This is a genomic window from Shewanella litoralis, assembly GCF_009828585.1.
GTDB lineage: Bacteria > Pseudomonadota > Gammaproteobacteria > Enterobacterales > Shewanellaceae > Shewanella > Shewanella litoralis.
In genome coordinates, this window is sequence record NZ_WSRZ01000030.1 from 1 (window position 1) to 26,705 (window position 26,705).

The window sequence follows — 26,705 nt, forward strand, 5'->3', positions numbered from 1 at the left end:
CTTTTAGAGCAGCATCCGCTAAAAGCCAGTAAACCAACCAAAATAAGAAAGGCAGCATGGAATGGTGATTTTAGGAGCGAGATTTTCTTTGGTTAAAAGATTTAACAAAGCTTAATCCCGCCCTGTAGCAACAGTAGAGCGATTGAGTACTTTATGTTCATATTCTTATAATAATTAATATAGACTCACTTTATCCAATTGGCGATGTGCCATATTGAAGGTAAGCACAATTCAATCAAGGAGAGTCCATTTTTCCTTAATTAAAATCATGTATATAACTTAACCAGAAGGGCTGAAAGAGTAAACCCTTTATCTAAGTTAAATAGTGGTTTTTGCATTGTTTCAGCGCATTTTTAAACGCTCAAATCCCCATAGTATCGGAGCTTATTTGTTATCTGAATGGTTAAATAGTATGTGATGCTAGACTTTAAAACCTATTTGCTACTTTGAGTTCCAAAAGTGTACTTCGGCTTCAATAGTCGTATCAAAAATCACTCAGTAGCATCAACTTGTTAATTACTGCTTCAACTCAAGTTGATAAAAGCTCGCTTGGGCGTAGTCGCCTGCTTCCATGCCGCGCCATTGGCAATCTGAACTACTCTTATTGGTATTACATTGGTTATAAACGCCCGCTTTGTAATACATCCAATCATTTTTATAGCCTAGGTCGACCTTATTGCCCTGGTAATTCCCCTGGGCGAGGTTAACCTCGAAGGTCTTTACTATTGGTTTGTCGCTGTCTGGATTTTTGGTAAATGTCAGCTTCATAGTATCGCCTTCAACATTCACTTCATACGCGAATATCTCGCCTAATTTGATGCCATCTTTTGGATCGCTAGCACCCTGGCGCAGGTTGTATTTGCCAAACACATTATGACGAATATCTTGGCGAAGTTTTTTGCCATTACTGTCGACAGCATCTTGTAGATTTGGCTCAGGGTTTAACTCGTAACTCCAGGCTAAAGAGCCATTTTCGTGCTCTGGCAATTTACGGTAAACAATTTTAAGCGGTTCGTTATCTGAGCCATGAATTTGACCAATGACCACTGCGAATGCGCCATTCTTTTTATCATTGCCACTGCTGCTGACTTTATCGACTGATAGCGTTGCTTTTAGTTGCCCGCCAATCGCGCCGTATTCGTTGGCATTAGGGTGTGATGCCACGACAAAATTGTTTTTAGGCTCATCATATTTATCGGCCAACATGGCGCGAAGTTCGCTGCGGGTATTTTTACTATTTGGCGTGGTTGGCGCTTCATTAGGGGCAACAAACACTAATGCGCCGGTATTTTTATCGCTATAAAACCATTGCGGATGCACAAAAAGCTGTTGGGGGTCGCTGAGTTGTTGCTTGGTGATTTCTAACGCCTTAGCTGATTGTTTGCTAGCAAGCTCCGGTAAGGTGAGCTTCCAATTGGACAAGTCAAAATTTTGTGACGGGGCTTTATTTGGGGCAAGGTTAAACCGTTTAGCGGTATCAAGCTCTACTGAAGCAACGACGCTGCTCGAAACCATACTGGCGAATAACAAACTCAAGTGGATGTGTCTCATTGAATGGCCCCTAAAAACAAGATGAATGACAGCCTAGAATACTACAGTGTTATTGTATTACAAATATGCTTTGGGGTGGGGAGCACTCACTGGGCGTGAGTGCATTGCTAAGCTGAGGGTGAGTGTCGTTATTTGCGTATAATTAAGGGCTTGCGATCTGCACCATTCAATTTGATATCAAAGCATTGTTAAGCCTTTTTTGTCAGGTAAATATTGTTGATGCTTTGGCTGATATTAATGATTTCTCAATCAGGCTAATTGATATATCATGCGCCACCCTAAATTCAGTCTGTCTTCAATTTCATTTTATGTCTACCAATGCCCTTTATACCGACTTGTCCGGTTATTACGATTTAATGTGCTGTGATATTAACTACCAACAGCAAAGCAATAGCGTGGCTCGTTTGCATCAGATTTTGGGCAATAATGGTAAACAACATTTAGATTTAGCTTGTGGCACTGGGCCGCATGTTAGGCACTTTATCGACTTAGGCTTTCAAAGCAGCGGGCTTGATATTAATCAGCCTATGCTCGACATTGCTATGCGTCGTTGCCCTGAAGCGCAGTTTAGTTTGCAAAACATGACTGAGTTTTATGTTGAAGAGAAGCTGGATTTAATTACCTGCTTTTTGTATTCCATTCATTATTCACAAGGTACCGAGGCGCTTAAAGCCTGTATTGCCAGTGTGCATAAGGCGTTAAATTCTGGCGGTTTATTTTGTTTTAATTCTGTCGATAAGCACAAGATTAATAATAATGCTTTAGTGCGCCACAATGCCGATTTTGAAGACAGCCGATTTACTTTTGAGTCGGGTTGGCATTACAGCGGTGCAGGTGAAATGCAGACACTTAATTTGAGTATTGCCAAAACCCAGTTTGACGCCACACAGTTGTGGCAAGACTCTCATGCCATGGTCGCCACAAGCTTTACTGAGCTACAAGCATTGTTGGCACCGTATTTTGATGTGCAAATATTTGAACACGATTACGACAGGATCATCCCGTGGGATTCAACCTCAGGCAATGCCTTGTTTGTGTGTACAAAAAGGGATATTTAACTCTTATTTTGCTGTAGATAAAACGAGACTTCTTTAATTATTAACCTGGTTAACCACAGAAGTTTGTCGTGTTTTTGCATATTTATGTGTCGTATATTTGCATTGTTGTAATGTCGTATGTTTGCTATATTAGAAAGCAAAATGAGGAGGAGTGACTATGACTATTGCAACTAAAGTAAAAACAAGAGTTAACCGTTCAAAAAAATATGTTTTTGATCGCTCTGACTTTACCGATATCGCCGGGTATGATCAGGTTGGCCGTGAGTTAAGAAAACTAGTTAAAAGTGGTTCGTTACTGCGTATCGGCTATGGGCTTTACACTAAAGCACGAATGAATAGTATCACTGGAAAAATTATGCCTGCATCACCTGGTGGCGCTGATGGTGTGATTTTAGAGGCCGTTAAGAAATTAGGTATTGATTATAAATTTGATGAATTCTCTCAACGTAGTATTGATGGCGAGAGTTTACAAGTTCCCGCATCATTTCAAATAATTACTAGCAACCGGTTTAAGCGTAAGATTGTTGTTAGTAATCGAGTTTTGAATGCAGATTAATCAGAATACTTTTATTGAGGTTTCTGATGCCTTAGAGATGGGTAATCCTGCGATTGTCGAGAAGGATTACTATGTCGTTGCATTGTTAAAGTTACTCAGTAGACTTTCATTTGATACACATGCAATGGTTTTTTCAGGGGGAACGGCTTTAGCCAAATCAGGTATCAAAACACACAGAATGTCTGAAGATGTTGATATTAAACTGATTCCACTCGATACATTTCAAATGTTAAGTTCAAGAGCCGCTCGGCAAAAAGCAAGAAAAGCAATTTACTTATCAATACTTGATGCGATAAAAGATAATCATATTTTCTCTGTAGAAGGCGATACCATTCGACTTGATGAATACCGATATCAAGAGATTAACCTGCGCTATCCTCAAGCTCACGCAATATCTCCATGTTTGAGACCTTTTATTAGATTAGAGCTTATTGAAACGGAGCTTTACGATACTACGGACACTCGTGCAATAACTTCTCTAACGGCTGAAGCATATAAGGAAAGGCCTGAAGTGGATTCAATGGCTTTTGCCAGCATATTAATACCAATTCCATTAATTATGTGACCAATCAGAGTCACTCAGATTGTTCAGTTTGAGGCGCATTGTTGAAATAATGGTTATTCCCTTCTAAGGCAATGCAACAAAGAAATGAACGGTCTGAGTGCCTCCTGCAAGGCGGGTTTCTGTGCCTTCTATGCTGCTTAATAGCATTTTGACGTAGAGCAACTATGCCTACAATTCTATTACTTGCCTAGAAGGCACAGAACTCCCGCTGAATGACCAGATAATTAATGGAGTTGGTATAAGCACCCAGTCAGAAAAAATTATTTCGATGCTTAGACGTACAGCAAGTTTTGAAAGAGATCCTAGTAGAACTGAAGATCCGGCTTTGATCAGACATATCTATGACACTTTTTATATTCAAAGTGCAGACCATGTAAATCTGAAAGATGTCATCAATCTTGTTGGGCACATCATAAGACAGGATATTAATCGTTTTGGTGCCCAGCATCCTCAGTTCGTGGTGAATCCAATTGCTGAATTGCAATACGGTTTAACATTATTAGAGAGCAACCCAAAGTTTGAACAGCGTTTTAATCAATATGTCACACCGATGGTTTACGGAAATATAGTGATATCATGGAATGAAGCATTTAGTGTTTTTAAGCTATTGGTCAATAGTGTGTTAGACGAAATTGATCTATCACCAAATCATATTTAATACCGTTCAATAGTCTATATCTTGGCAGAATTAATGATACCAATTGTGAAATTAAGCCAGCCATTTAGCTTAAAATGGCTGGTCTTAACACGTTATTTACTGCTCAGTATCAGTAAATTCGGCTTCAGCCTTTTCTAGTTCTTGCTGTGTTTTAAGCTCAAATTGTTGCTGCTTTTTCAATTTTGCTTCTTCTGCGAGTGTGGCTTGTCGTTCTTTAAAGCTGTGCTTTTCTGTCTTGGTCAAAAATTTAAACGCTTTTTCGTTGGCCAGTGCATAGCCGACCACATCTTCGCCTTTTACTCTGCGTTCATCGACACGTTGTGAAAAACGTTGGTTGTCACGCGCTTTGCGTTCTTCGGCATTAAGCTTACTCATGTTGTTTCCTCATTTGATACGACTGTTTGGGGTATTGGTTCAGTCAAACAAATGAGTTGCACATTCATAAAGCTGAGCGCGTATTTTAGCATAAGTTGCTTTGCTCGCTAATCTGAATGCAGGGATAAGCGATCAAACTATTTCATATCTGCCATTTAATCATTAAAGCGCTTCAATGCTGCAGCAATATCATGACAAGCCTGTTTGGCACGTTTGCTGAGTGTGGTGATGGAGATAAAGCCATGCATGCAATCTTCATAATGCTCGTGGTGGGTGTTAACGCCGGCATCTTTTAATCGATTAGCGTAGGCGATACCGTCATCCCTTAACGGGTCAAACCCAAGTGTTAATAAGTAAGTGCTAGGCGATTCGCTTATATCGGCGGCCTGGAGTGGGCTGACTAAGGGCAGGGTGACTTCGTCGAGTGAATTGACATAGTGGTTTCTAAAAAAATCCATTAAATCGCGTGTCAGCAATAACTGCTTATTGAAGCAACGGTAAGACTCGCTGAGCCCTTGCAAATCGACCATGGGGTAAATTAAAAACTGAAAGTTAGGCTTTGCTTTGACTTGTACTGGCAGCGTTGTGTGTAATGACGGCAAGCCAATAATGCAGGCTAAATAGGCGCCCGCGCTGTCGCCGCCAGCACCGATATATTCTGGATTGATATTAAGCTGTTGATGGTTGTCGTTAATGTAATTCCAGGCTTCGATAGCATCACAAATGGCACTAGGGAATTTATGCTCAGGGGCTAAACGATAACCCACTGAGATGATATTCATGTTGCTGTGCTTAGCCAAAAAGCGACAAAAACGATCATGAGTGTTAATACTGCCAATCACGCAACCGCCACCATGAAAATACACTAAAGTCTTTTTAGGAATATTGCTGTTGGGGTGGTAGATCCGCAGCTTAATGGTATTTGTGTCGCCACGATCTGTGCTGATTGGAATCGTTAAATCTGTCACCTTATCCATGGCAATTTTATTCAGCCCAACCAGCTTATCCATTGCGACATAAATAACCCTAAACAGGGCTACGGGTAATTTATATAAAGGCAGTAATGACAACATTTTAGCGGCGTTTAACTGCGACGATTCGAGTTTAGCAGTGTGAAATATTGGGTTGTCAGATGAGGGATGAGGCTTATTATTGTTGTCCATTTTTATGGCCTTTTTAATGTTTATTGTAGTTCTTGAAAGGGGTTATCGGCTTAACCACTTCATCACTAAACGATTAATAAACGCCGGTGATACGTTACTTAATCTGTGTAATATCCCATAAAACACGCTGACTGTTCGGTGAGTTTTTGGGCGCTTAACTTGTTTGTCGATAACTGCGACCACATCTTGAGCGGTGATATTCACCCCAAGGCGATGCAGCACTTGAGCGCTGTTTTGTTGTGATTTAAGCATGTTAGTTGCCACAAAGGGCGGCATAACGTCGCATACGCTAATACCGTACTTGTTCCATTCTAGTTCGAGTGCTTCGGTCAGGGCTTTTACTGCAAATTTACTGGCGGAATAACTTGCCAGTTCTGGTACGCCGTAATCACTACTGGCCGATGACATATTAATCACAGTGCTGTTGCCATGGTTTTTTAAATAGGGCCAGGCCGCATGGCATAAGTTCATTACCCCGTTAACATTAATATTAAGGGTACGTTGATGCTGCTCTATCGAGACGGTTTCAAACGGACCAATCTCTAGGATGCCAGCGTTATTGAGTAGTACGGTTAAGCTGTTGTTGTGCTCAGCGCAAAATGTCATCACAACCTGTTGCACTTGTGCTACATCACAGACATCAAGTTGAAATAACCTCAATCGAGTGTTATCCCATTGTTGAGTGACCTGGCTTAATAAGTCTAAATTAATGTCAGCCATACCAACCACATAACCTAAAGAGTGAAAGTGTTTAGCCGCGGCTAAGCCAATTCCAGACGCTGCGCCGGTAATAAATATTGTATTTGTATTCATACACTCGTTAGCCTTACGCAAGTTAATTAAAACGTGATGGTATTGATGTGTTCCATTTGCGGCTCTTTCATTTCATCAACCCACCGCTGCCAGGTGTATGGCCATAAAATCGGGTCACCATCGGCGTCTAAATACCAACTTTGGCAGCCACCCACCCAGCTGGTGCCTTTTAAACCCTCTTTGACATAAGCCGTAAAGGCATCAATGGCTTGTGGTTTGGCTTCAAACTCATCAAATTCACGCGCACGCCATTTATTAATTAATTTGATCACGTAATCCGTTTGCACTTCGCTCATGGCAATAACCGAAAAGTTACCAATGGGAGTATTAGGGCCAAGCATTAAAAAGAAGTTTGGATAGTCGCTAAGTAGCATCGAGCGGTAAGCTTTGATTTTATGTGCCCAGGCTTTATCAATATGTACATTATTGCGGCCAATGAGATTCATTGGGCGCATAAAGTTAAATGCGTTAAATCCGGTCGATAACACTAACACATCCAGTTCGTGGTGCTTGCCATCTTTGGTGATAATGCCGGTTTCGGTAATGCGCTCAATACCTTCAGTGATCAGATGTGCGTTGGGTTTTTGAATGCCTTTATAAAATGTGCTGTTGATAATGACTCGCTTGCAACCAACTTGATAATTAGGCCGAAGCTTTTCACGTAATACTTTGTCTTTAATACTTAATCGTAAGTTTGCTTTACACAAAAAACTCAACAGATGTTTTTGGATAAACTGGCCGGTTACGGCTTTGGTAAAAAAATGTTCTAAAAAGAATTTACCGGTATTGCGATGGATTTTGGTGATAATGGGGGAACGGGTCATGAGTTTTCGCATGGTGTGTGAAAACGTAAAATCCGGCAAATGCATTAACCATTGCGGCGTACGCTGAAATACCGACACGGTCGCGCCAGTATTAATGAGTTCAGGTATCGCTTGCGCCGCGGTAGACCCCGTACCGATTATTCCTACACGAGTATTGGCTGATATCTCGACGCTATGATCCCATTGTGCAGTATGAAACTTAGCGCCTTTAAAATCGTCTAGCCCAGCAATATTGGGAAATTGTGGATGGTGTAAAATGCCAGTGGCACACACCATAAAATCGGCAATGTAGGTTTGCCCTTTGCTTGTTTTGACGGTCCATTTGCCATCGGTATATTGGGCATCGGTTACCGCTTCATTAAAACGTATGTCACGCGCGACATCGTATTTATCGACCACGTGCTCAAAGTATTGTTTTATCTCTGGTCCGCGGGCAAAAAAACGGCTCCAATTTGGGTTAGGCTCAAACGAGTAGGTATACATGTGCGCGGGTACATCGCATGCTGCGCCCGGGTAGGTGTTTTCTCGCCACGTTCCGCCGACAGACTCTTTTTTCTCCAGGACAACAATATCCGTAATGCCTGCCTGGCGCAGTTTAATGGTCATTAAAATGCCTGTCATACCGGCGCCAATAATCACCACTGAAGGGTTGCGTTTTGTTTGAGTCATAGGGCCTCAATTATTATCATTATTGTGAGTCTTATTATTCTGTATGCGTATGCAAATATTGTTAATAAATTGTTTCTGCTGATTCAGCATAGGAAATTACGCTTAATTGATCTACGCTTAAAATGGACGTATATTTGTGATTTTAAGACATCATGGTCGTCACTTATGGCATTTCGCAGCGTTACCAGTGTGCAAATTATTGTGGCCTACGGCATTGAGCAGGGTATTGAAGAGGGCGTGTTACTGAACGGCTCAGGGCTGACAAGCGAACAATTACACGATCACGACCAACTGGTTGAAGATACACAAGAATTACAGGTATTAAATAATCTAGTACAGCACACATCGTCGCCATTTACTGCTGGCGTAGCTTTAGGCAGTCGATACCATTTAACTAGTTATGGCATCATGGGTTACGCTCTTTTAGCCAGCAGCACCGCCAGAAAAGCCATTGAACTGGGCTTACGTTATTTAGATTTAACCTATGTGTTTTCGCAAATCAGCTTAAACCAGCTTAATGATGATATTGCACTGACGTTTGTATGTGACGTGCCGGGCGAGTTGGGCGAACTAGTGCTGGTAAGAGACATGGTTGGCGCGGCGATGATCCAGCGCGAGGTATTTGAACAAAACGATTTACCCATTACTATGCAGTTTACCTCCGCTCCGCCCGCGAACTTATCAATAGCGGATATTGAACAAAAGCTTGGGGTTAATATTCGATTTAATGCTGATTACAATGGCTTTGCTCATTTAGCGCCTCTGCTCGATTTACCATTAACCAAAGCCAATGAAGCCACGGCCAGACTGTGTGAAGCGCAATGCAGCCAATTATTACAGCAAAAACAGAACTGGAAACCCATCGCCAAATTGGTAAAAGACACCTTAGTACATTTAGGTTTAACGGCATCAATGGAAGACATTGCCGCCCATTTAGCCCGCACCACGCGCACTTTGCATCGGCAACTTAAGCAGGAACAAACCAGTTGGCGCCAGGTGCGAGACGATGTGCGCGTCGGCATTGCAGAGGCTTTACTATTAACGCCAATGCACCTGGATGAAATCGCTGAAAGGCTTGGTTACAGTAATGGGGCCAATTTTAGCCACAGCTTTAAGCGCTGCAAACAGATGACTCCAAGCCAGTATCGTAAGCAAACAAAGAAGCAGCGTTAAGTGTTAATTACAGAACTGCATTTCGCATGGCACACCATCGTTATTTCCATCCATTTTTGTGCCAGGGCAGTTATTGATATAAAACGTCGCTTCGGCACATGATCGCATATGGCTGCAATGTGTTTTGCCTGTTTCACACCTAAACTGTGGTTGCTGGTTAATAGCGCTTGGATTTGGCACTGAAGGTTGCCATTGCATTTGGTCAATATCTGCATTGGTTAACACCGGGACAGCCGTCATTTTCTCATATTGCTTATAGCCGAAAATCCCGACTCCAAGAAAAAGAATAATCATAAACATACGGCCGAGTATTGGGCTGCTGTTACGATGATTGTGATGTTTATTAGCGTGTTGGTGAGAATTGCGGTTGTGCGCGGCGTTGTGAGTGGTCGCATGTAGGGTGTTTGCAATAACGGCAACGCCTTCAATGCTGGCTTTTATGGCTTTGACTTTGCCATCGGGTTGGTTTTCACGATGAAATACAATCTCATCACCAACCTGGGGCTTTCTGGCCATGTGCTTTAACGCTGAGATATGAATAAAGATATCTTGATCATTACCCGTTTCAGGTTTGATAAACCCAAAGCCTTTTTCATCGTTCCAGCGAACTAACGTGCCTCTTTCCATGGCGATACTTTCCTAATCGAGATGACGTAAATAAAAAATTATACTTTAAATCAGTAATATAATCGTAAACGATAAAAGATGTAAGTTAATTATTGGGGTATGCTACTGTCGATAGACTTAGACAAAAAACGTTACTGATTACCGAAAATTCAATATCAACATTGTATTCATAATATCAAGAGCAGTTTAATTTGAGTCATAATAAGTAATGTGTTGCAGATCACACTTCTAAACTGAATTTGGGTACTACAATCTTTTTATTGCTTGTAAGCGTATATCAATAATCGTTATTGCTATCAAAGGACTTAACCATGCGTTTTTTCATTACAATTACTGCCATATTGCTTCTCAGTGCCTGCAGCACCAGCTATCCAAACCAGGCGATTACAGGTCAATTTTTCCCTTCTGTGTCAGGGGAAACCCTTGAGCAACAACCGATGACACTGCCTGACGATTTACAAGGAACAACATCATTACTGTTAATTGGCTATAAACAAGATTCGCAATTTGATATTGATCGTTGGTTAATTGGGCTCGACATGACCCAAACTCAGGTGCCGGTTTACGAAGTGCCGACTATTCAGGGATTATTTCCGAGGATGTTTAGCACTTTGATAAACAACGGTATGCGCTCGGGTATCCCTAAACCGCTATGGAAAGGCGTGGTCACTGTCTATCAAGATGGTGAGCAAGTACAAGCTTTGACCGGTAACGATAAGCCAAATAATGCTCGGGTTGTGCTGTTAAACCCCCAGGGTAAAGTGATTTACTTTTATGATCAGGGTTTCTCGGTTGATGCGCTTAATACATTGCGGGCATTACTGTAAAAGCTTGCGATACTCGTCGGAGTAATGTGTTGCATGAGCATGAAAATAGGTTCATCTTGTTGCAATCAAGCTCGTTATTACTGATTCGTCATTACTAAATACTAACTACTTACACGCTGCAGTTTTTGCAGCTTCATTGAGGGATTTTTCATGCTTTACGATCTGACTGTAGTGCAATTCAGCAAGATGCTGAATAATTTAAACCATATTCTTGATAAAGCAGAAGCCTTTGCTGCACTGAAAAAAGTCGACATGGCTGTGCTGTTAAATTCTCGCCTAGCGCCTGATCAGTTTAACCTTATTCGCCAAGTGCAGATTGCTTGCGACACGGCAAAAATCGGGGTGGCGCGCTTAACCGGAAACATGGACACAGTACCAAAGCACGATGACAGTGAAACCACATTAGCAGAATTGCGTCAGCGTATCGCATCAGTGCTAAAGTATCTTGAAGGCTTTAGTGAGGCTGATTTTGGCCATGCTGACAAGGTGCATGTGTCGCAGCCGCGTTGGGAAGGTAAGTATCTAACAGGATATGAATTTGCCATTGAGCATGCGGTTCCAAATATCTATTTTCATATCACTACGGCTTACGCAATTTTGCGTCATAACGGTGTTGAAGTCGGTAAAAAAGATTATTTAGGTGCTATGCCTTATAAAGTGCCAGTGCTTTAAGTTAATGCGGGTTAACAAAAAAGGATAAGCCATGGCTTATCCTTTTTTAATTTTTAAGCGTTACTGATCGGCTACTTTATCAACGCAGAGCTGCGTAACTTAACCCGTAATAGATTGATTAATGTCGGTGCGATTGAGGCTAATATCATTCCGGCCATCAATGTGTATTGATGCGTTGTGTATGATTCACTGAGTAACAAGGCGCCACAGGCAATACCAGCAATGGGATTGGCGATACTGCCAAAGGTAAAGTCGACAACAGACATGCGCTGCAATAACCACACGTACATGCTGTAGCCCAATACAGTATTGAGCAGCAATATCCACATTATCCCTAACGCGTTACCCCAACTAAACTCGCTTATCACATTGAAATAAGGCTCTGGTGTTATCATTGCTTGTACGCCAGACACCAGGGTGAGTAACACGCCGCCAATAATCAGTTGCCAGGTTAAAATAGTCCACCAATGAATCCGCGAACCAAGCGCTTTGGTAATCGTACTGCCGACAATAATGCAACTTATGGCTGCAAGCATGGCAATGAGCCCGACTGGGTTTAGGGGGATTGAACTTGGGTCAAACAATATCCATGCGAGTAAAACTAACACTGCACCACAAAATGCCTGTATAGCATTGGGACGTTTTTTGCTCACAACCCAATGAAATAGCATCGCAAATACAGGCACGGAGATCATTCCAACCCCAGAGATAGCTGAGGGAAGTGTTAATGCCATGACAAAAATCAAACAGAAAAACACCGCGATATTAACGGCCCCAAGCTTGATTAAAATAGACCAGTCAGCAGACGCTGGACGACTGGGTTTTATCGCCAATAATATTAATCCTGCAGGTAAAGCGCGCAGTGCACTGAGCAATAAGGGGGGCCAGTCTGCCAATGTATATTGAGTCATCGCATAGGTTGTCCCCCAAAAAAAAGCGGGGATCATGGCAAGTAAAATATTCATAAATAACCTTGGTGTTAATATATCTTCACGTAAAGATAGTTTGCAGTGTGAACTGATAGGTTGTTTTTGTAAAGTTACTTTATATAAAGTATCTTAGTATTAAGTTTTATTGCTGATTGATGAAAGGTAAAAGTAAGCATGGAAGATGTCGATAAAGTGGTCGCGCAATGGGCAACAGAAAAGCCACATTTAGATACCGTGCCGATGGCATTGCTAGGGCGTTTTTTGCGTTTACAAAAACACATTGAAGCCGACATCTCTGCTTGCCACAAGCAGTTTGGCTTAACTATGGGTGAGTTTGATGTGCTGGCAACATTAAGACGAAGTGGTAAGCCTTATACGCTTACGCCCTCAATGCTACTGTCGTCAATGATGTTAACCTCGGGTGCCATGACTAACCGTCTAGACAAACTAGAAGCTAAAGGGCTCATAGCGCGGGTACACAGCACTGAAGATCGTCGTAGCGTATCTGTTGGGCTAACCAGTAAAGGCCTTACCGTGATTGATGCGATGATAGAACAACATGTACTCGTGCAGCACAAACTGGTTGCCAGCTTATCTGCCAGCGAAGTGCCAGCATTAAACCAATTACTCAAAACCTGGTTAACGGCTTTTGAAGGCGAGTGAATTGGTATTATTTCGAGGTATTAAAAAAGGCCAGAATCTTGTGATTCTGGCCTTTTTTAATGTAATGAGCCGGCACACTTACTGCTGTAACTGTGCTTTTGCCGCTTCAACTTTAGAGAAATCTAGGCCAAGCTCTTCAACTGCTTCTTTGATTAATGCTGGGTTTTGCATCACCATGGCCATTAATTGTTGTAGCTTGTCCGCAGGAATACCTAATTGACCAATAGTTGCCATTGCTGCAAATGGATTTTCCGTTAACGTTTGAAACAATTCATTAATTTGTGCATCAGTGACGTTGTGTTCTTTTAAGATGGCAATAATAGGATTCATTGCGTTACCTTGTGTGGTTGAAGTGAGTAGGGCGAGATTTTATCACGTTTTAGCCTGTTGGGGGCAAGATGGCTGTTGCACAATTGGACTAAAAAACAGATTAAATAGGCTTTGATTTTAGTGAGTCTCTAAACATGATTGACCCGAGCACTATTTATACGTTACAGCATTCGATAAATGATTGAATTTACTACCCTGGTGTTTATACTGTTCAGGTTTTAGCGTGTTGTTTTATTGATTTAATAACCCTTTTACATGGATTTTTACGGACGTTGATATGGATATTATTACCCTCTGCACTGTGCTCGTGCTGTTACAACCCTTCATTGTTTACTTCGCTTTTTATAAAGATACTGGCTTAACTACTAAAGATAATGAGTTTTACCAATCCTTTTTAGTGATATCTCCTAGCTTCGCATTTTTTTATTTAGACCAATACTGGTATGCGTTAGGCATGCTGGCTGGCGTGGCATTATGTGGTGTGTTATTGGCCTTGATTGTAAACCGAAAAGCCAGTCATCCGATTGATTATGGTGGCCTGGTGTCATTTGCTGTCGCATGGTTAATCATCTTTGGCATTGGTCATTGGATAGCCAGTTTTTTTACTGACTCAAGCGTAACAGACACTATTGCAACAACAGAGTTGAATGCAACAATAGATCCGAATGCCATCACGGTATCGCAAGGGATCTTCTCCGCATTAACCAGCTCACTGTATTATCTGGTACTCATGTTAGCGGTACTGTGTGTGTCTATATTAGAGAGAAAATATTCATTTAAAGAGAAACTGAGTGATTTACTGCTGTTTATTGCATCTGTTGCTGGTGGTGTAATGCCTTTGTTCGGTGACTATTTTTTGTTAAGCATCGTCATTAACTTTTTTATTTTATTGACCATGAGTCGCGTTATCATGGAGCTAGAGGGCCCTGACGCTGCAAAAGGCTCAAACGGTGCTATCGGTTTTATGTTTAGCTATTTATTTATGATGGGTATTGGCTTTGCCATGATGCTAAAAGGCGGAGCTTGGCTTTACAGTGTCGTGAGTTAATAGTGAAATTAGCGGTGAAATAAATTAGCGGTGAAATGCATTAACGCGTAATAAAAAGGCCAGAGCATATTGAGATACGCTCTGGCCTTTTGGTTTATTCGCTTATATCAAAACACTCAAGGTGGTGCTATTGCGCGTCTTCAAGCTTACAACGTACTTGCGATAAGTTTGCCGTGTTGCCGCTTTGCACATGTTGCAATAGGCATTTATCACCTTGTGTTAATAACTGAATCGCATCAGGTATTTCTGTGCTGCGGCCCATAATTAATAACCCGTTGGCATCTTTGTGCTGTGCGCGCTCAATGACTTCCTGGCTGTATTGCGTAAAAGCACTGTCGCTAATCACGACGCTACTGACCCCTAACAAGCTTGCTATTGCTTGCTGTAATTCGGCGTGAGTTTGCGCATTTGGATTCGTGATTGTCGCAGCCTGAGGCGAGGCGTTAACCTCGCTTGCTGTCGCCACGCAACCGCTTATAAGCCCAATACCAATGAGCCCTATGAGTGGTTTTAACATTATTGCTCCGAAGCCTGTGGCATTAAAATGCGGTTGTTTAACAGTACATTTTGATTGCGGGTGTCTTGCAACATAAAGCCTGGGTCAATAAAGGTATTTTTAACAGGTGCGCGTGCTACAGCCGTTGCAGTGGCTGGGCAGCTGTTATTATCGCGATAATATAATGCCGCGCTAAGCAGTCTTTCGTTGCTATCACCTAATGCATGAGTCAGGTCATCATCTAGCATACAACCGGGTACTTCACTGTCGACAGTTGGATTTGTTGATGGCACAAACCCATCTGAATACTCACCAAAGCCTTTGTCATTTACGCCTTTAAACTGGATGGTAAAGTAGGTTGTGTCGCAATTGTCAGTCGGGTAAAAACCATAAGGTTTACCGCAAGTGGTGTCACCTAATTGAATCACTTCAATATCAATACCACGCAATGCATTCATTAATGCTTCACTGGCAGAGCAAGTGCCTGGCGTCGTTAATACAAATACACGATTAAGGTTTAATGTGGGTAATGAAACGCCGCTTCTGAGTAATGACGTATTAAAGCCAAGTGATTCAGGAATAAACGGCATGGGTGTTAAGGCGTTGCGAGTAACTGGATCAATAGTTGGGTATTTGTCGTTAAAACTGGTGCGTTCAAACACACGATTTGCTGTCGCTGTGTCACCCGCAACCATGTAGGCCAATTGACTCGCGATGGCTAATAGCCCACCACCGTTGTAGCGAATGTCGATAACTAAATCATCAACCTGTGCATTGCTTAGGGTGGTCATCGCATCATATAAGCCTTTTTCAGCTGTTGCGATGTGTGAGTTAAATTGTAAATAGCCCACTTTGCCACTGTCGGTGGTAATGGTTTTGGTGTTTTGTACAGGAGTTGATACTACGGTGCCAGCCGTTAAGGTGACGCTGCGATCGGTTTGCGCGTTTAAGTCTCGCACCACAAATACTGTTTGCTTACCGCTGGTGCTTGGAAATAAACCGGCATTAAGTATATCAATACTGGCGCTATCGTTAGCGTTAGCAACATTAACCCCATCGACAGAAACAATAATTGCTCCACGACTCACACCAGCATTACTTGCGGGTGTATTGGGCTCATTATAAGCCACGGTCACTTGTCTGCTCACGCCAGCGGAGGCATTTCGTAAACTCAATTCCATACCATAACCCACAGATGCGCCAGAGCCATTTAATAGCTCCCATTCTTCAGTCGACATCGAAAAGTGGAAGTTATCTTTTAAACTTCCGGTGTCTGATAGCTCATTGGTTTTCAATAGGCCAAAATATTCGGCAACGCTATAAGGCGCGGGATCGCGATCAATGATTTCGTCATACCAAAGGTAGGTGTCGTTACTCCACGAGCGCAACCAGAGCTTTTGGGTTAATGGTGCGCTGCATTGATTGGCCAGGCTTGAATAATCAGTAAATGTACCTGCGACCCATTGCGGTGCGGTGGAGCCTGAGGTGTTATCGCTATCACCACTGGATGAGCCTCCACACGCTGTGAGTAAGAGGCTGGTGCTAATAATGAAGGGCGCTAAGGTGCTGCGAGAGAGTAACTGCATTAAAATAATCCTTTATTTATCTCAAACCTATTTGGTTGATTTACGTACTTTCGATTGACAATTTTATTACAACTTAGCTAGTTTGTAACTCAAATTTTGCGCAATTGTTAACTGGTTTGAGTGTTTATAGTGGTGTAGGCGCAAGTTTTTTATTTTTATAGTGGTGGTGTTTTATTTGCTGTTTAGCCTTTGCGCGCATTACCATGAACAAAATAAATCACTAAAGAGCATGCTATGCGAGCTTCATATATCCATTTATCTGTGCCCTACAAACAACAAAAAGGGGCCTCGGGCGTTAAGTTATTGCTGATTATTTTAACGACGATATTGCTCACGGTTGGCTTAACATTTTTTGTTATTCGCACGTATATTTTCCCCTCGCCAATGACTCCAGTAACCTTAAATGCCAAAGAGGAGCAAAAGTTAGATCAAAAACTAACTCAGCTCGGTTGGCAGGTCGACTCAAGGACTCAAGTGCCAAGCAGTGCCTCTGGTCACAGTAATAGAGCCAGTCAAAACAACGCTCCCATCAATAGCAATCACACCAATGACAACCCCATCAACGACACAGGCGAGCTAACTCCTCAAGCTTATCGTGAATACGACGCCGACCTTCAGGTGTCGTTTAGTGAAAAAGAAGTGAATGCGATGATTGGTCGTAATCCTGATTTTGCCCAGCGCGTAGCGATCGATTTTTCTGATAACTTAGCCAGTGCGACCATGCTGATCCCGATCCCCAAAGACTTTCCGGTAATGCCTGGGGAAATTTTACGGGTAAATACTGGCTTGGATATTCGTTTAGATGCGAATCGTCGCCCTGTGGTGGCATTAGTGGGTGTGAGTTTAATGGGCGTACCTATTCCCAATGCTTGGTTAGGCAATATGAAAAACGTCAATTTGGTCAGTGAGTTTGGCGATAGAGGCTTTTGGAATACCTTCGCCGATGGTGTTGAGGATGTTCAAATTCGCGATGGCGAGTTATATATCAAGCTGCGTAAGTAGTAGTGATAAGTAAATATGCAAATGGATAAGTCTTGATGACAGTGGCCCGTTATTGGCAATCCACTGTCTCTTTTCGTCTACTTTGAATTCTAATAAAGCCGTGTTCAATAAGCCCTAAGTGCGATAAAGCACTTTTACCACATGCCAGCCAAATTTGGTTTTAACTAAATGCGGGGTAATGAGCTCACCGTTAAAACAGACTTTATCGAATTGCGGCACCATTTGGCCCTTTTTAAACTCCCCCAAATTGCCACCATTTTTGGCCGACGGACAACTCGAGTGTTTTTTGGCTAACATATCAAATTTAGCACCTTTATTTAGCTGTTTAATAATGTCTTCAGCTTGAGTTTGGTGTTTCACTAAAATATGTAAAGCCGCTGCCGTTTTAGCCATGTTGATGCCTGTATTGAGGGTAAACTAGAGATAAAAAATGTCGTGGTGATTATAACTGTTTAACGACGAAATTTGGCATTATTTTCCCTACAAATACGCGTGTAACAGTTTGTAGCAGCTTAGTGATTGAACATCTGCATAAATTCTATAAAGTAACTACACAATAATAAACACACCTAAGCAAACAACAAAAAGGATAATTAGATGCTTAAAAGAATCATACCTTTATGCGTAGCGAGTGCGATGACAATGGCCACACCGATCCAAGCAGAAGAAGATAAATATATTTGGTTAGAAGACGTTGAAGGCGCTAAGCCCATGAGCTGGGTTAAGCAGCAAAATGATGTGTCTGCTGCCCATATAAAAGCCTACAAAGGCTTTGATACCTTAGTGGCTAATAGCCTTGAGATATTAAATAATAAAGAGCGGATCCCTTATGCCAGCCGCATTGGCGAGTATTTTTATAATTTTTGGAAAGACGAAACTCACACTCGCGGTATTTACCGTCGCACTACGTTAGCTGAGTACGCAAAAGCCGATCCGAAATGGGAAACCGTGCTCGACATTGATGCGCTCGGTAAAGCCGAAGGCGTTAACTGGGTTTACAAAGGCATGAACTGCCAATATCCACTCAATGAACGTTGTATGGTGTCGTTATCGCGTGGCGGCGCAGACGCAGCTGAAGTACGTGAGTTTGACCTCACCACTAAAAGCTTTGTTGAAAAAGCGCAAAAGCCATTTATGGTCAATGAAGCTAAATCGATAGTGAGTTGGATTGATAAAGATACGGTCTTTATCGGTACCGATTTTGGTGACGGTAAAAGCATGACCGACTCTGGCTACCCAAGTTTAGTGAAACTATGGAAGCGTGGTACGCCATTATCTGAAGCAAAAACCATTTTTACTGGCAGCAAGACTTCTGTAGCATCAGCGGGCTACGTTATTTTTGATGATAAAACGCCGCTTAATATCATCACCGAAAGCTTAACGTTTTATACCGCCAAACATTATGTATATCAAAACGATAAACTGATTTCGTTACCACTCCCAGAAGATGCAGACATTAAAGGCTATTTTAAAGGCCAGTTGTATATTGAGCTAAAAAGTGAGTTAGTGACCGACAAAGCCACGTTTAAGCAAGGTGCTGTGGTGATGACGCCTGTTGATAAACTTATTGGCCAAAAGCCAGAGTTTAGTGAATTTGTATCGCCCACTGCCAGCGCCTTTATTTCTCAAATTAGCTTCAGTAAAAGCGCCATATTTGTGACCTGGTTAGACGATGTAAAAAGTAAGCTTGTACGTTACACCCAAAATGACAAAGGCCAATGGCAAAGTGACACTGCCCCGTTTGAAGCTAATGGCACCTTAAGTGTGTTTGATGTTCAGCGAGACAGCGATGCCTTTTTTGTTGATTACACTAGCTTTTTAGAGCCATCAACCTTATATCGTTTAAACGGTAAAACGTTAAAAGCGGAAAAAGTTAAAGGCATGCCACAACAGTTTGCCGCTGATAAATTTGAAACCAAGCAATACTTTGTGAAATCAAAAGACGGCACCAAAGTGCCTTACTTTGTGGTGATGGCCAAAGATATCAAGCTAGATGGCGGCAATCCAACGTTGCTTTATGCTTATGGCGGTTTTGAAGTGTCACGCTTACCTGCATATTCCGCTACAGTCGGTAAAAACTGGTTAGAGCAGGGCGGTGTGTATGTGTTAGCTAATATTCGTGGTGGTGGCGAGTATGGTCCTGCTTGGCATCAAGCGGCCTTAAAAGAAAACCGTCACAAGGCCTATGAAGATTTTGAAGCGGTTGCCGAAGACTTAGTTGCGCGTAACATTACTACAAGCCAGCATTTAGGTATTCAAGGTGGCAGTAATGGTGGCTTATTAATGGGCGCAGCGTTCACTCGTCGTCCTGATCTATATAACGCTGTGGTATGCCAAGTGCCATTATTAGACATGAAGCGTTATAACAAGCTGTTGGCAGGGGCCAGTTGGATGGGCGAATACGGTAATCCTGATATTGCCGAAGAGTGGCAATACATTAAAACGTACTCGCCTTATCATAACTTAAAGCAAGGTGTGAATTACCCTAAAGTGTTCTTTACCACTTCAACTCGTGATGACCGTGTTCATCCAGCGCATGCACGTAAAATGGTGGCTAAAATGGAAGGTATGGGCATTGATGTGCTGTACTACGAAAACATTGAAGGTGGCCATGCCGGTGCAGCGGATAATACTCAAGCTGCCGAGCTAAGCTCAATGGTTTATGCGTATTTAATGCAGCAACTACGTTAACGTTTCACATTGAATATTAAGTTAGTATCATAAACGTTCATAAAATAAAGGGCCCCGTATAAACGAGGCCCTTTTTGTTGGGGTAAAGATTAAAAAAAGCCGCAGCTATGAGCCTGCGGCTGAGGTCCAAGTTTAGTTAGTTGAACTGGCAATGTTCCTAACTAAAGTGGGGGGAATCATCATTCGTCTGCGGCAATAAGGGTGATTTCATTGCTGGCAATCGAACCATGAATTTGAACCGCAACTTTAAACACTTCGACTGCGCCGGCAGCGGCTTTACTGCCAAGGTCGAGGTCGGTTGCATCAAAGGTATACTTTCCTTCTACATCAGTTTCTTGAAGTAGGCCGACACAATTGTCGCTGTCGGTTTTATCGCACTTGAAGCTTTGCGTTACATGCCAGCGCTTCCAGGCTTTTGGCTTAATGGAAGGCGATGCTGGGTCTGGGTAGCCAAAATACACAATGTCATAATCGCTGGCATTGGTAATGGCTTTACCGTCGGCATTAGTCAATGTGAACGTTAATGCTCCTGTTGCCGCATCAAATGAGTCAAGCTGCATCGATATGTCGGTTGCTTCATCAACAGGAACGCCTTCACTCACAGGATCGACAACCACTGGTGGTACAACAACGACAGGTGGCGTCACCACGACAGGTGGCTCAACGGTAATGATGTCGTCGTCATCATCGTTATCACTGCCACAACCAAAGATTAGCAAGCTACTGGCTAAAATGGCGCTAAGATATTTGATCTTCATGATGCGCTCCTTAATTGAAATGCCCTGTATGACAAGTAGTACATTCCATATCAGTTTTCACGCTGGCAGCTGAGCCCATTGTTGAACTTACGCCATGGCATGACTGGCAAGCTTGTGCTTCTACTGACGGCTTAGCGATGGTTAATGCTGAAATATCTTCTCCGCCGTAAGCACGATTAAGTAAATCAACAATATAGTAAGCCATACTGGCAGAGAGGCGTTTGCAACGTTCGCCTTTTAAGGCAAATTCTTTACCTGACGCGGCAGACCAGTTGCTGATTGATGAGTGACACAAAGGACTATTTGCAATTGAGGTTGTACCCACTTCAAGCGATTTAGCTTCGGTAGAACCAATGCCCGCTATAAATTCGGCAGAAGATAATGGCAGATCTGCGGTTTCGTAGTAGCGGAATGATGCGCCAATAATGGCATTATTTTGACCGTTAATATCGTCGAGAATATTAATCAACATTCCGGCAGCATTCAGGTTGCCACATAAGGTCCCCTGGCCGACAACGCCTGCCCAACCGTAACCTGCTAATGCAGTAGGGATAGTGGCAAATTTAGAGGCATCGGCACTGGCTGATGTTGATAGCATATTGATAATGGCGTGAAATACCTGGTGCATACAGCCGCCGCCTGTTTCATAAGCAAGCTTTGCAGTTGCCATAGCATCTAGTGGTATATATTTTAACTTTTCACCTAATGCTAAGGTGTAGTTACCATCTGCGTCTGTGGCAGCAAAAGCGGAAGTCCCTAATAAGGTGGCTCCAGCAGCGGCGGTGCTAATACCAATAATCTGTGTCAATGCTTGACGTCTGTTTATGCTCATAATAATCACCCTTTACTCATCGTTATTTTATTATTCCCAATCGTAGGTGTTGGGAGCTATAGAGCCGTTAGCAAAATCTGCTTAACAACTTGATGGGGTAACAATAAGTGATGGAGTGATTAATGGTGTGATTCAAAGCAGATAAAAGCAGTGGTTTTAAAAATACTAAGAATGTGATTATTGCAGCAGTTAATTGACGACAAAATTGCATAAAATGAATATGAAATGTGACTTATATCGCCTTATTTATCACATTTACGGTTATTTGAGGGTAAATCTACTCATTTTAATTCCGGTAAATTGAGTGACATTGCTCACGGATTGATGAGATTGTAAATTTAAACACTGACTTTTGATAAGGAATAAAGCGCTTAGATATCAGGATCACAGAATTCATCAGATTTTTTGCATACACTGTAATTGTCGACTTTTGAGTTACTTATTGAGGCAATCAAAAATGCAATTGGGCCATTGTAGGTTCGATATTGGCAAAGGGGATTTGATTAACCAAGACACTGGTGTGGTGTGGCATCTTCCTCGAGCAGAATTACATGTACTGACATTATTGGTGGAGTATCAAGGCAAAGTCGTGGCTAAACCATTACTAGAGTCGGGCCATGAAGATGACTCACAATTAAGTTCGGCATCGGTATCCCGAGCTATTTTTACCCTACGCTCATTTCTTGGCCCACAATATGAAACGCTGATTGAAACAGTAAAAGGCCAGGGCTACTTGCTTAGGCCTCATCGTGCCCGTAAACATGCCGACAATTCATGGTTAAAAACATTGATTAAACCACTGCAAATTTTGCTGGTGGTGATTGCCCTTGTTAGCGTGTTACTCGCTGTATTGTGGTGGTTTAATCAAGCCTCAGAGTCGGTTAGCCCTGCTTTACCCTTAAGCGTAGAAACCATCACCTTAACCTCTGGTCAGCAAGTTGACCTCATTTTATATTCGCCTTCCAAAACCAATAACGAGCTGCTTATAGAGCAAAGTCAGCAGTTAATTCAAGGTTTACAATTATGCCCGGTAACAATATGGACTCGTGTTTTTTTATCATTATCGCACGACAAGCAAGTGCTCAATATTACCCTTAGAGGAGATCATTATGGCCAATCCCTTATCCGTAATCTAAAAATTAGTGATTTGCGTCAGCCAAAGCAATTTGTGACACCGCAGTGGTTAGAAAAATTGAATATTTGCAGTACTTCAAGTGGCCAAATCACGTTATCAAGTCGGTCACGAGGAGGTGAGTAAATGACCAGAAAAGGATTATGGGCCATCAATATTACGATACTGGCGTGCTTACTTGGCTGCGTAGGAGCAATATACTCACTGACATCAAAGCCGGCTAATTTTATGCTCAGTTGTAGCTCTGAATTATTTAATCATCAAGCAGGCAAGGCCGACAGTGACCACTACTTACTGGTCGATTTGGTCTCTAAAGATGGTTTAGCCCAAATTAACTATCGCTATTATGATTTACAGGGTAACTCCGCGGGGACGTTATCGATGACAGGGAAAATGAATAAGATAGATACAGAGCGGCAGATGTTTGATATTTCAGTGACCACCAAACATGAATACGTGGGAGCGAAAGATCAAGTGACGCCAGAGCATTACGAGTATTTGTCTTATATCAGTGGCCTTAATCTTAATCAAAGCGGTATGCATTCATTAAGCGTGCAAGTGCTTGAACGTGATGAAACCAAAGACTATGCAGTGGTACTATTTCAACCCAGTAATACCGTGTGCGGTTGTCGTTTAGTAAATTGATGACAAAATAAAAAAGGCCGATGCAATTAATGCATCGGCCTTTTTGTGACTTAAATTTAGCTTATGCCTGAGTGGTGATTAACGTTGCCAATGCTTATGCGTTAACTGAGTGTAGTGTCACTGGCTCAGCTTCAACTTGTAATGGCTTAATATCAGCTTTTACTTGAGTTAATTCACCTACGGGTAAAATAGTACGGCCATATTCAGCGTTAAGCACTTGTGCCATGGCAAAGTAAATGGCACTGGCACCACAAATAATGCCTTCAAAACCTGCAATGGTGCCGATTAATTCGTTGCCAGTAAAATCGCGTATAGCAAGTAAGAAAAATAATACGGTTAATGAAGCAAAAACAAATTGTTTAGCACGTGGGTAGCGTAATGATCCTACAAACATAAAGGCAGTAAATGTGCCCCATAATGTTAAATACCAGCCCATAAAGTGTGCCGGACTTGCGGCAACCCCCATGTTTGGCATTAAAATCAATCCGACTAAGGTTAACCAAAATAAGCCGTATGAAGTAAACGCAGTAGTACCAAAAGTATCACCACGCATAAAACACATCATACCGACGATAACCTGACCAATGCCGCCATAAAAAATCCCCATCGCAAGGATCATCGAATCAATTGGAAAATAACCCGCATTATGAATGTTAAGCAGTATGGTGGTCATGCCAAAGCCCATTAAGCCTAATGGTGCCGGATTTGCAAATTTTGAAGACATGGTGTTCCCTTAGTGGAAAGTTCAACAGCTCATACCGCCGTTGAAGTTTAATCAGTGCCCTTATTGGGCAAGGCGCGCATTTTAGAGAAAGGCTACTTAGGTAGCAATAACCCGAAATGAATACCCCGCACAAACCCAAATATCAATAAAACTATTTAAAAACAGTGGCTTAATTTTTTATTTATTGAAAGTTATTTGATGCGGTCAATCTCATGGTAATAAGTCTTTTAAATTCAGTTGGATACAAAATGGCTTACGGGTTGGGTGATTTACCCCTAGTCATTTTGATTGGTGTGACAATACTCAAAAACAGCAAGTTAAGCGCAACTCAAAAGGCCATATTAGTATGGATAATTATGGCAATTTTTGTGATCGAAACAGCACTACTCCGCTAAGTGTGCTTGCGCTTGCAAAAATATTAATTGCTTTCGATTTGAATGAAATTTCATCGACACCAACCACTTTTTAAAAGACGTTTTGTGTGAATTGTGTTCTAGGGCACAGACGAGATTTATGGTGATAGATAGTCTGTAGTAAGAGTTATTTCTCAACGGAGGCGCTATGCAACATAAGTTTATTACAACCGTATTGGGCACATTAAAGCCTAATTTATTGCAATCGTTGGCTCAGGTTAGCCGTGAAATGGGTGCAAGTTGGGAAACCAGTAAAGTGATTAAGCTTGATGGCCAATTTGTGGCGATGATGCGGGTTATGATTGATTCCGATAAAGAAGTGGCGTTGAAGCAAACCTTAGAACAACAGTTTAGCCAACTGACTTTTGTTTATGCAGAATATGCCCATGAGGCTATTCATTTATCTGCCGAATGTAAGCTGACTTTAGATTGTAATGATCGCTCAGGCTTAACCCATGACATGAATGAAATTTTAAATGATCTTGAAATCAGTGTTGATCATCAGGAATGTTACCGGGTTCAAGTTACCAGTTTAGGTAAAACCGTTTACAGCGCTAAATTAACATTAAGATTACCTGAGAACGTCACCATTGCATTACTGATATCTCAGCTTGAAACCTTAAGTGACAATATCCGAATTGAGGTCGCCGAATAACATAAAGTAGTTGTTTAGTTTGATGGTGTTTAGATTAGCTAAACACCACGTTGTTTCGGCCGCTGCTTTTGGCTTTGTATAAGGCATTATCGGCAAGATTGATGGCTTGCTCTACGCTAATGTCTTGCGAGCCAAGTTCGACAACACCAAAGCTGGCGGTGATGTTAATGTGCAGCTCGCCGAACGGGATCGGCGTGTCATTTATCATGCTTCTTAATCGCTCTGCGACATTTTTAGCGTCGTCATAGCCAGTACGGCCAATTAAAATGACAAACTCCTCGCCCCCCATTCTGGCCAACAAATCGTCTTTTTTAATGTGTTGTCTAATCATTTGGCAAATGCTGATCAGTACCTGATCGCCGCCCGCATGGCCATATTGATCATTAATGGCTTTAAACTTATCGATATCCCAATAAATCAAACACACATGCTGTTGTTGTTTTTGTAGCTCAAGTATTTGTTGTTTGGCATGCACATAAAACCCCCGCCGATTTAAGCTTTGTGTGAGTGAATCCGTCATGGCCAGCAGTTTCATTTCTTCTGCTAAATCCGACGCCAGCATATAAATAACAAACACCGACATGCCCACATACGCAGCAGGTAAAGCGGTAAAATTAACCACGGCATACAGTTTTATGAGTTCAACATCCATAGTGCGTCCTTGCGACAGGGCAATACTGGCAGCAATAAACAAACTTATCGCAAACACAAAGTGCATCACTGAGGCGCCGATTTCAGCAGGGCGTGATTTTTTACGATGTCTAATGATGACAACACTGGTAATGAGTAGAAATATCACATCAACAAGCAAGTACAGTGACATTTGCATGCCAATAAAGGAATCAATATAGGTAAAGTAAAAGGTTAGCGCGATACCCAAGCCTGCCAAACTCAGTAAGGCTGAAATGGGAATAGGTGTTTTAGTGCGTAAACAATGTCCCCAGGTGCCCAGAACGACAGACAGCATCGACAGGGTACAACCCATCATCCAATACAAATTGTGCGACAGAAATAGGCTTTTAAATAAGGTGTTGGCCCAAAGGGCTGTAGAGGCTAAAAAAGACAATGAAAACATTAACGCATACTTTTGTTTTCCCATGGTTTGCCATGTCATGAAAAAAATAATCGCCAGCAAAATACTCGAAAAAAATAAAGTGATCAAAATGTACGTAAATGGACTTTCCATATGCCGTCTTCTTATTGAGTTGGTATAGGCAACGCACAGCCTAACAAGCGCGAGCGGATTAACGAATTAGCTGTTAAAAATAAG

The 26,705-nt window shown here is 42.0% G+C and carries 29 protein-coding genes; 14 read left to right on the forward strand and 15 right to left on the reverse strand.

Translation table 11 applies throughout. The features are described 5' to 3' along the window. Window positions 1–516: 516 nt before the first annotated feature. Window positions 517–1,551: a polysaccharide lyase family 7 protein gene (locus tag GQA99_RS18090; RefSeq protein ID WP_160056306.1), complete on the reverse strand. Its 1,035-nt coding sequence runs from the start codon at window positions 1,549–1,551 to the stop codon at window positions 517–519. A gap of 308 nt (window positions 1,552–1,859) precedes the next feature. Here GQA99_RS18090 and GQA99_RS18095 point away from each other — a divergent pair, with 308 nt between their 5' ends. The 4 genes from GQA99_RS18095 (at window position 1,860) to GQA99_RS18110 (ending at window position 4,388) form a co-directional block, all read left to right on the forward strand. Further along, window positions 1,860–2,609, forward strand: coding sequence for a class I SAM-dependent DNA methyltransferase (locus tag GQA99_RS18095; protein WP_160056308.1), 750 nt, complete (start codon window positions 1,860–1,862; stop codon window positions 2,607–2,609). A 157-nt stretch (window positions 2,610–2,766) separates the two neighbouring features. After that, entirely contained in the window at window positions 2,767–3,165 is a 399-nt protein-coding gene (locus GQA99_RS18100; RefSeq protein ID WP_160056310.1) for an S-adenosylhomocysteine hydrolase, read from the forward strand. Further along, on the forward strand, window positions 3,155–3,730 hold the full coding sequence (locus GQA99_RS18105; protein ID WP_189386254.1) for a nucleotidyl transferase AbiEii/AbiGii toxin family protein: 576 nt from the start codon (window positions 3,155–3,157) through the stop codon (window positions 3,728–3,730). The genes GQA99_RS18100 and GQA99_RS18105 overlap by 11 nt, the downstream gene beginning before the upstream one ends. Window positions 3,731–3,998: 268 nt before the next feature. Further along, on the forward strand, window positions 3,999–4,388 hold the full coding sequence (locus GQA99_RS18110; RefSeq protein ID WP_160056312.1) for a hypothetical protein: 390 nt from the start codon (window positions 3,999–4,001) through the stop codon (window positions 4,386–4,388). A gap of 96 nt (window positions 4,389–4,484) precedes the next feature. Here GQA99_RS18110 and GQA99_RS18115 read toward each other — a convergent pair whose 3' ends face one another. From GQA99_RS18115 to GQA99_RS18130, 4 genes are all read right to left on the reverse strand, one after another. After that, complete coding sequence (locus tag GQA99_RS18115; RefSeq protein ID WP_160056314.1) at window positions 4,485–4,763, reverse strand: DNA polymerase III subunit epsilon; 279 nt, start codon at window positions 4,761–4,763, stop codon at window positions 4,485–4,487. Window positions 4,764–4,918: 155 nt separating this feature from the next. Then, window positions 4,919–5,926, reverse strand: a complete 1,008-nt coding sequence (locus GQA99_RS18120) for an alpha/beta hydrolase (protein WP_160056316.1) — start codon at window positions 5,924–5,926, stop codon at window positions 4,919–4,921. Between the two features lie 42 nt (window positions 5,927–5,968). Beyond that, the gene (locus GQA99_RS18125) at window positions 5,969–6,739 is read right to left on the reverse strand and encodes an SDR family oxidoreductase (RefSeq protein ID WP_160056318.1); all 771 of its coding nucleotides are present in this window, start codon (window positions 6,737–6,739) and stop codon (window positions 5,969–5,971) included. A 26-nt stretch (window positions 6,740–6,765) separates the two neighbouring features. Continuing rightward, window positions 6,766–8,232, reverse strand: coding sequence for a flavin-containing monooxygenase (locus tag GQA99_RS18130; protein ID WP_160056320.1), 1,467 nt, complete (start codon window positions 8,230–8,232; stop codon window positions 6,766–6,768). A gap of 165 nt (window positions 8,233–8,397) precedes the next feature. On the opposite strand from GQA99_RS18130, the gene GQA99_RS18135 reads away from it, so the two are divergent. Further along, window positions 8,398–9,405 carry an AraC family transcriptional regulator gene (locus tag GQA99_RS18135; protein ID WP_160056322.1) on the forward strand — a complete coding sequence of 336 codons (1,008 nt, stop codon included), beginning with the start codon at window positions 8,398–8,400 and terminating at the stop codon, window positions 9,403–9,405. A 3-nt stretch (window positions 9,406–9,408) separates the two neighbouring features. Here the strand turns inward: GQA99_RS18135 and GQA99_RS18140 are convergent, their stop codons facing one another. After that, entirely contained in the window at window positions 9,409–10,032 is a 624-nt protein-coding gene (locus tag GQA99_RS18140; protein ID WP_160056324.1) for an excalibur calcium-binding domain-containing protein, read from the reverse strand. 311 nt (window positions 10,033–10,343) lie between these two features. On the opposite strand from GQA99_RS18140, the gene GQA99_RS18145 reads away from it, so the two are divergent. Together GQA99_RS18145 and GQA99_RS18150 are read left to right on the forward strand one after the other, a co-directional pair. Continuing rightward, on the forward strand, window positions 10,344–10,859 hold the full coding sequence (locus GQA99_RS18145) for a hypothetical protein (protein ID WP_160056326.1): 516 nt from the start codon (window positions 10,344–10,346) through the stop codon (window positions 10,857–10,859). 150 nt (window positions 10,860–11,009) lie between these two features. Then, window positions 11,010–11,531 carry a DUF1993 domain-containing protein gene (locus GQA99_RS18150; RefSeq protein ID WP_160056328.1) on the forward strand — a complete coding sequence of 174 codons (522 nt, stop codon included), beginning with the start codon at window positions 11,010–11,012 and terminating at the stop codon, window positions 11,529–11,531. 71 nt (window positions 11,532–11,602) lie between these two features. Here GQA99_RS18150 and GQA99_RS18155 read toward each other — a convergent pair whose 3' ends face one another. After that, entirely contained in the window at window positions 11,603–12,496 is an 894-nt protein-coding gene (locus GQA99_RS18155; protein ID WP_160056330.1) for a DMT family transporter, read from the reverse strand. A 138-nt stretch (window positions 12,497–12,634) separates the two neighbouring features. Between GQA99_RS18155 and GQA99_RS18160 the strand changes: the two genes are divergently transcribed. Then, on the forward strand, window positions 12,635–13,123 hold the full coding sequence (locus GQA99_RS18160; protein ID WP_160056332.1) for a MarR family winged helix-turn-helix transcriptional regulator: 489 nt from the start codon (window positions 12,635–12,637) through the stop codon (window positions 13,121–13,123). A gap of 78 nt (window positions 13,124–13,201) precedes the next feature. On the opposite strand, the gene GQA99_RS18165 is transcribed toward GQA99_RS18160, so the two are convergent. Beyond that, window positions 13,202–13,453: a DUF2999 family protein gene (locus GQA99_RS18165; protein WP_160056334.1), complete on the reverse strand. Its 252-nt coding sequence runs from the start codon at window positions 13,451–13,453 to the stop codon at window positions 13,202–13,204. Window positions 13,454–13,730: 277 nt separating this feature from the next. Here GQA99_RS18165 and GQA99_RS18170 point away from each other — a divergent pair, with 277 nt between their 5' ends. After that, window positions 13,731–14,501, forward strand: coding sequence for a hypothetical protein (locus GQA99_RS18170; RefSeq protein ID WP_160056336.1), 771 nt, complete (start codon window positions 13,731–13,733; stop codon window positions 14,499–14,501). A gap of 127 nt (window positions 14,502–14,628) precedes the next feature. On the opposite strand, the gene GQA99_RS18175 is transcribed toward GQA99_RS18170, so the two are convergent. Further along, window positions 14,629–15,018, reverse strand: coding sequence for a hypothetical protein (locus tag GQA99_RS18175; protein ID WP_160056338.1), 390 nt, complete (start codon window positions 15,016–15,018; stop codon window positions 14,629–14,631). Next, on the reverse strand, window positions 15,018–16,583 hold the full coding sequence (locus tag GQA99_RS18180; RefSeq protein WP_160056340.1) for a S41 family peptidase: 1,566 nt from the start codon (window positions 16,581–16,583) through the stop codon (window positions 15,018–15,020). The genes GQA99_RS18175 and GQA99_RS18180 overlap by 1 nt, the downstream gene beginning before the upstream one ends. A 234-nt stretch (window positions 16,584–16,817) precedes the next feature. Between GQA99_RS18180 and GQA99_RS18185 the strand changes: the two genes are divergently transcribed. Beyond that, complete coding sequence (locus tag GQA99_RS18185) at window positions 16,818–17,585, forward strand: arginine N-succinyltransferase (RefSeq protein ID WP_160056342.1); 768 nt, start codon at window positions 16,818–16,820, stop codon at window positions 17,583–17,585. A 114-nt stretch (window positions 17,586–17,699) separates the two neighbouring features. Here GQA99_RS18185 and GQA99_RS18190 read toward each other — a convergent pair whose 3' ends face one another. After that, window positions 17,700–17,978 carry a peptidylprolyl isomerase gene (locus tag GQA99_RS18190; RefSeq protein ID WP_160056344.1) on the reverse strand — a complete coding sequence of 93 codons (279 nt, stop codon included), beginning with the start codon at window positions 17,976–17,978 and terminating at the stop codon, window positions 17,700–17,702. 204 nt (window positions 17,979–18,182) lie between these two features. On the opposite strand from GQA99_RS18190, the gene GQA99_RS18195 reads away from it, so the two are divergent. Beyond that, window positions 18,183–20,276, forward strand: coding sequence for a prolyl oligopeptidase family serine peptidase (locus tag GQA99_RS18195; protein WP_160056346.1), 2,094 nt, complete (start codon window positions 18,183–18,185; stop codon window positions 20,274–20,276). A 179-nt stretch (window positions 20,277–20,455) separates the two neighbouring features. On the opposite strand, the gene GQA99_RS18200 is transcribed toward GQA99_RS18195, so the two are convergent. Next, window positions 20,456–21,034, reverse strand: a complete 579-nt coding sequence (locus GQA99_RS18200) for a hypothetical protein (protein ID WP_160056348.1) — start codon at window positions 21,032–21,034, stop codon at window positions 20,456–20,458. A gap of 10 nt (window positions 21,035–21,044) precedes the next feature. After that, window positions 21,045–21,866: a cytochrome c3 family protein gene (locus tag GQA99_RS18205; protein WP_170293568.1), complete on the reverse strand. Its 822-nt coding sequence runs from the start codon at window positions 21,864–21,866 to the stop codon at window positions 21,045–21,047. Window positions 21,867–22,365: 499 nt separating this feature from the next. Between GQA99_RS18205 and GQA99_RS18210 the strand changes: the two genes are divergently transcribed. Together GQA99_RS18210 and GQA99_RS18215 are read left to right on the forward strand one after the other, a co-directional pair. Continuing rightward, on the forward strand, window positions 22,366–23,124 hold the full coding sequence (locus tag GQA99_RS18210) for a winged helix-turn-helix domain-containing protein (RefSeq protein WP_240904655.1): 759 nt from the start codon (window positions 22,366–22,368) through the stop codon (window positions 23,122–23,124). After that, window positions 23,125–23,643, forward strand: coding sequence for a hypothetical protein (locus GQA99_RS18215; protein WP_160056352.1), 519 nt, complete (start codon window positions 23,125–23,127; stop codon window positions 23,641–23,643). A gap of 94 nt (window positions 23,644–23,737) precedes the next feature. On the opposite strand, the gene GQA99_RS18220 is transcribed toward GQA99_RS18215, so the two are convergent. Further along, complete coding sequence (locus GQA99_RS18220) at window positions 23,738–24,367, reverse strand: acetate uptake transporter (protein ID WP_160056354.1); 630 nt, start codon at window positions 24,365–24,367, stop codon at window positions 23,738–23,740. Window positions 24,368–24,928: 561 nt separating this feature from the next. Here GQA99_RS18220 and GQA99_RS18225 point away from each other — a divergent pair. Continuing rightward, window positions 24,929–25,435 carry a glycine cleavage system transcriptional repressor gene (locus tag GQA99_RS18225; RefSeq protein ID WP_160056356.1) on the forward strand — a complete coding sequence of 169 codons (507 nt, stop codon included), beginning with the start codon at window positions 24,929–24,931 and terminating at the stop codon, window positions 25,433–25,435. Window positions 25,436–25,469: 34 nt separating this feature from the next. On the opposite strand, the gene GQA99_RS18230 is transcribed toward GQA99_RS18225, so the two are convergent. Next, a complete protein-coding gene (locus tag GQA99_RS18230) occupies window positions 25,470–26,621 on the reverse strand; it encodes a GGDEF domain-containing protein (protein ID WP_160056358.1) in 1,152 nt (383 codons plus the stop codon). Between the last annotated feature and the right edge of the window lie 84 nt (window positions 26,622–26,705).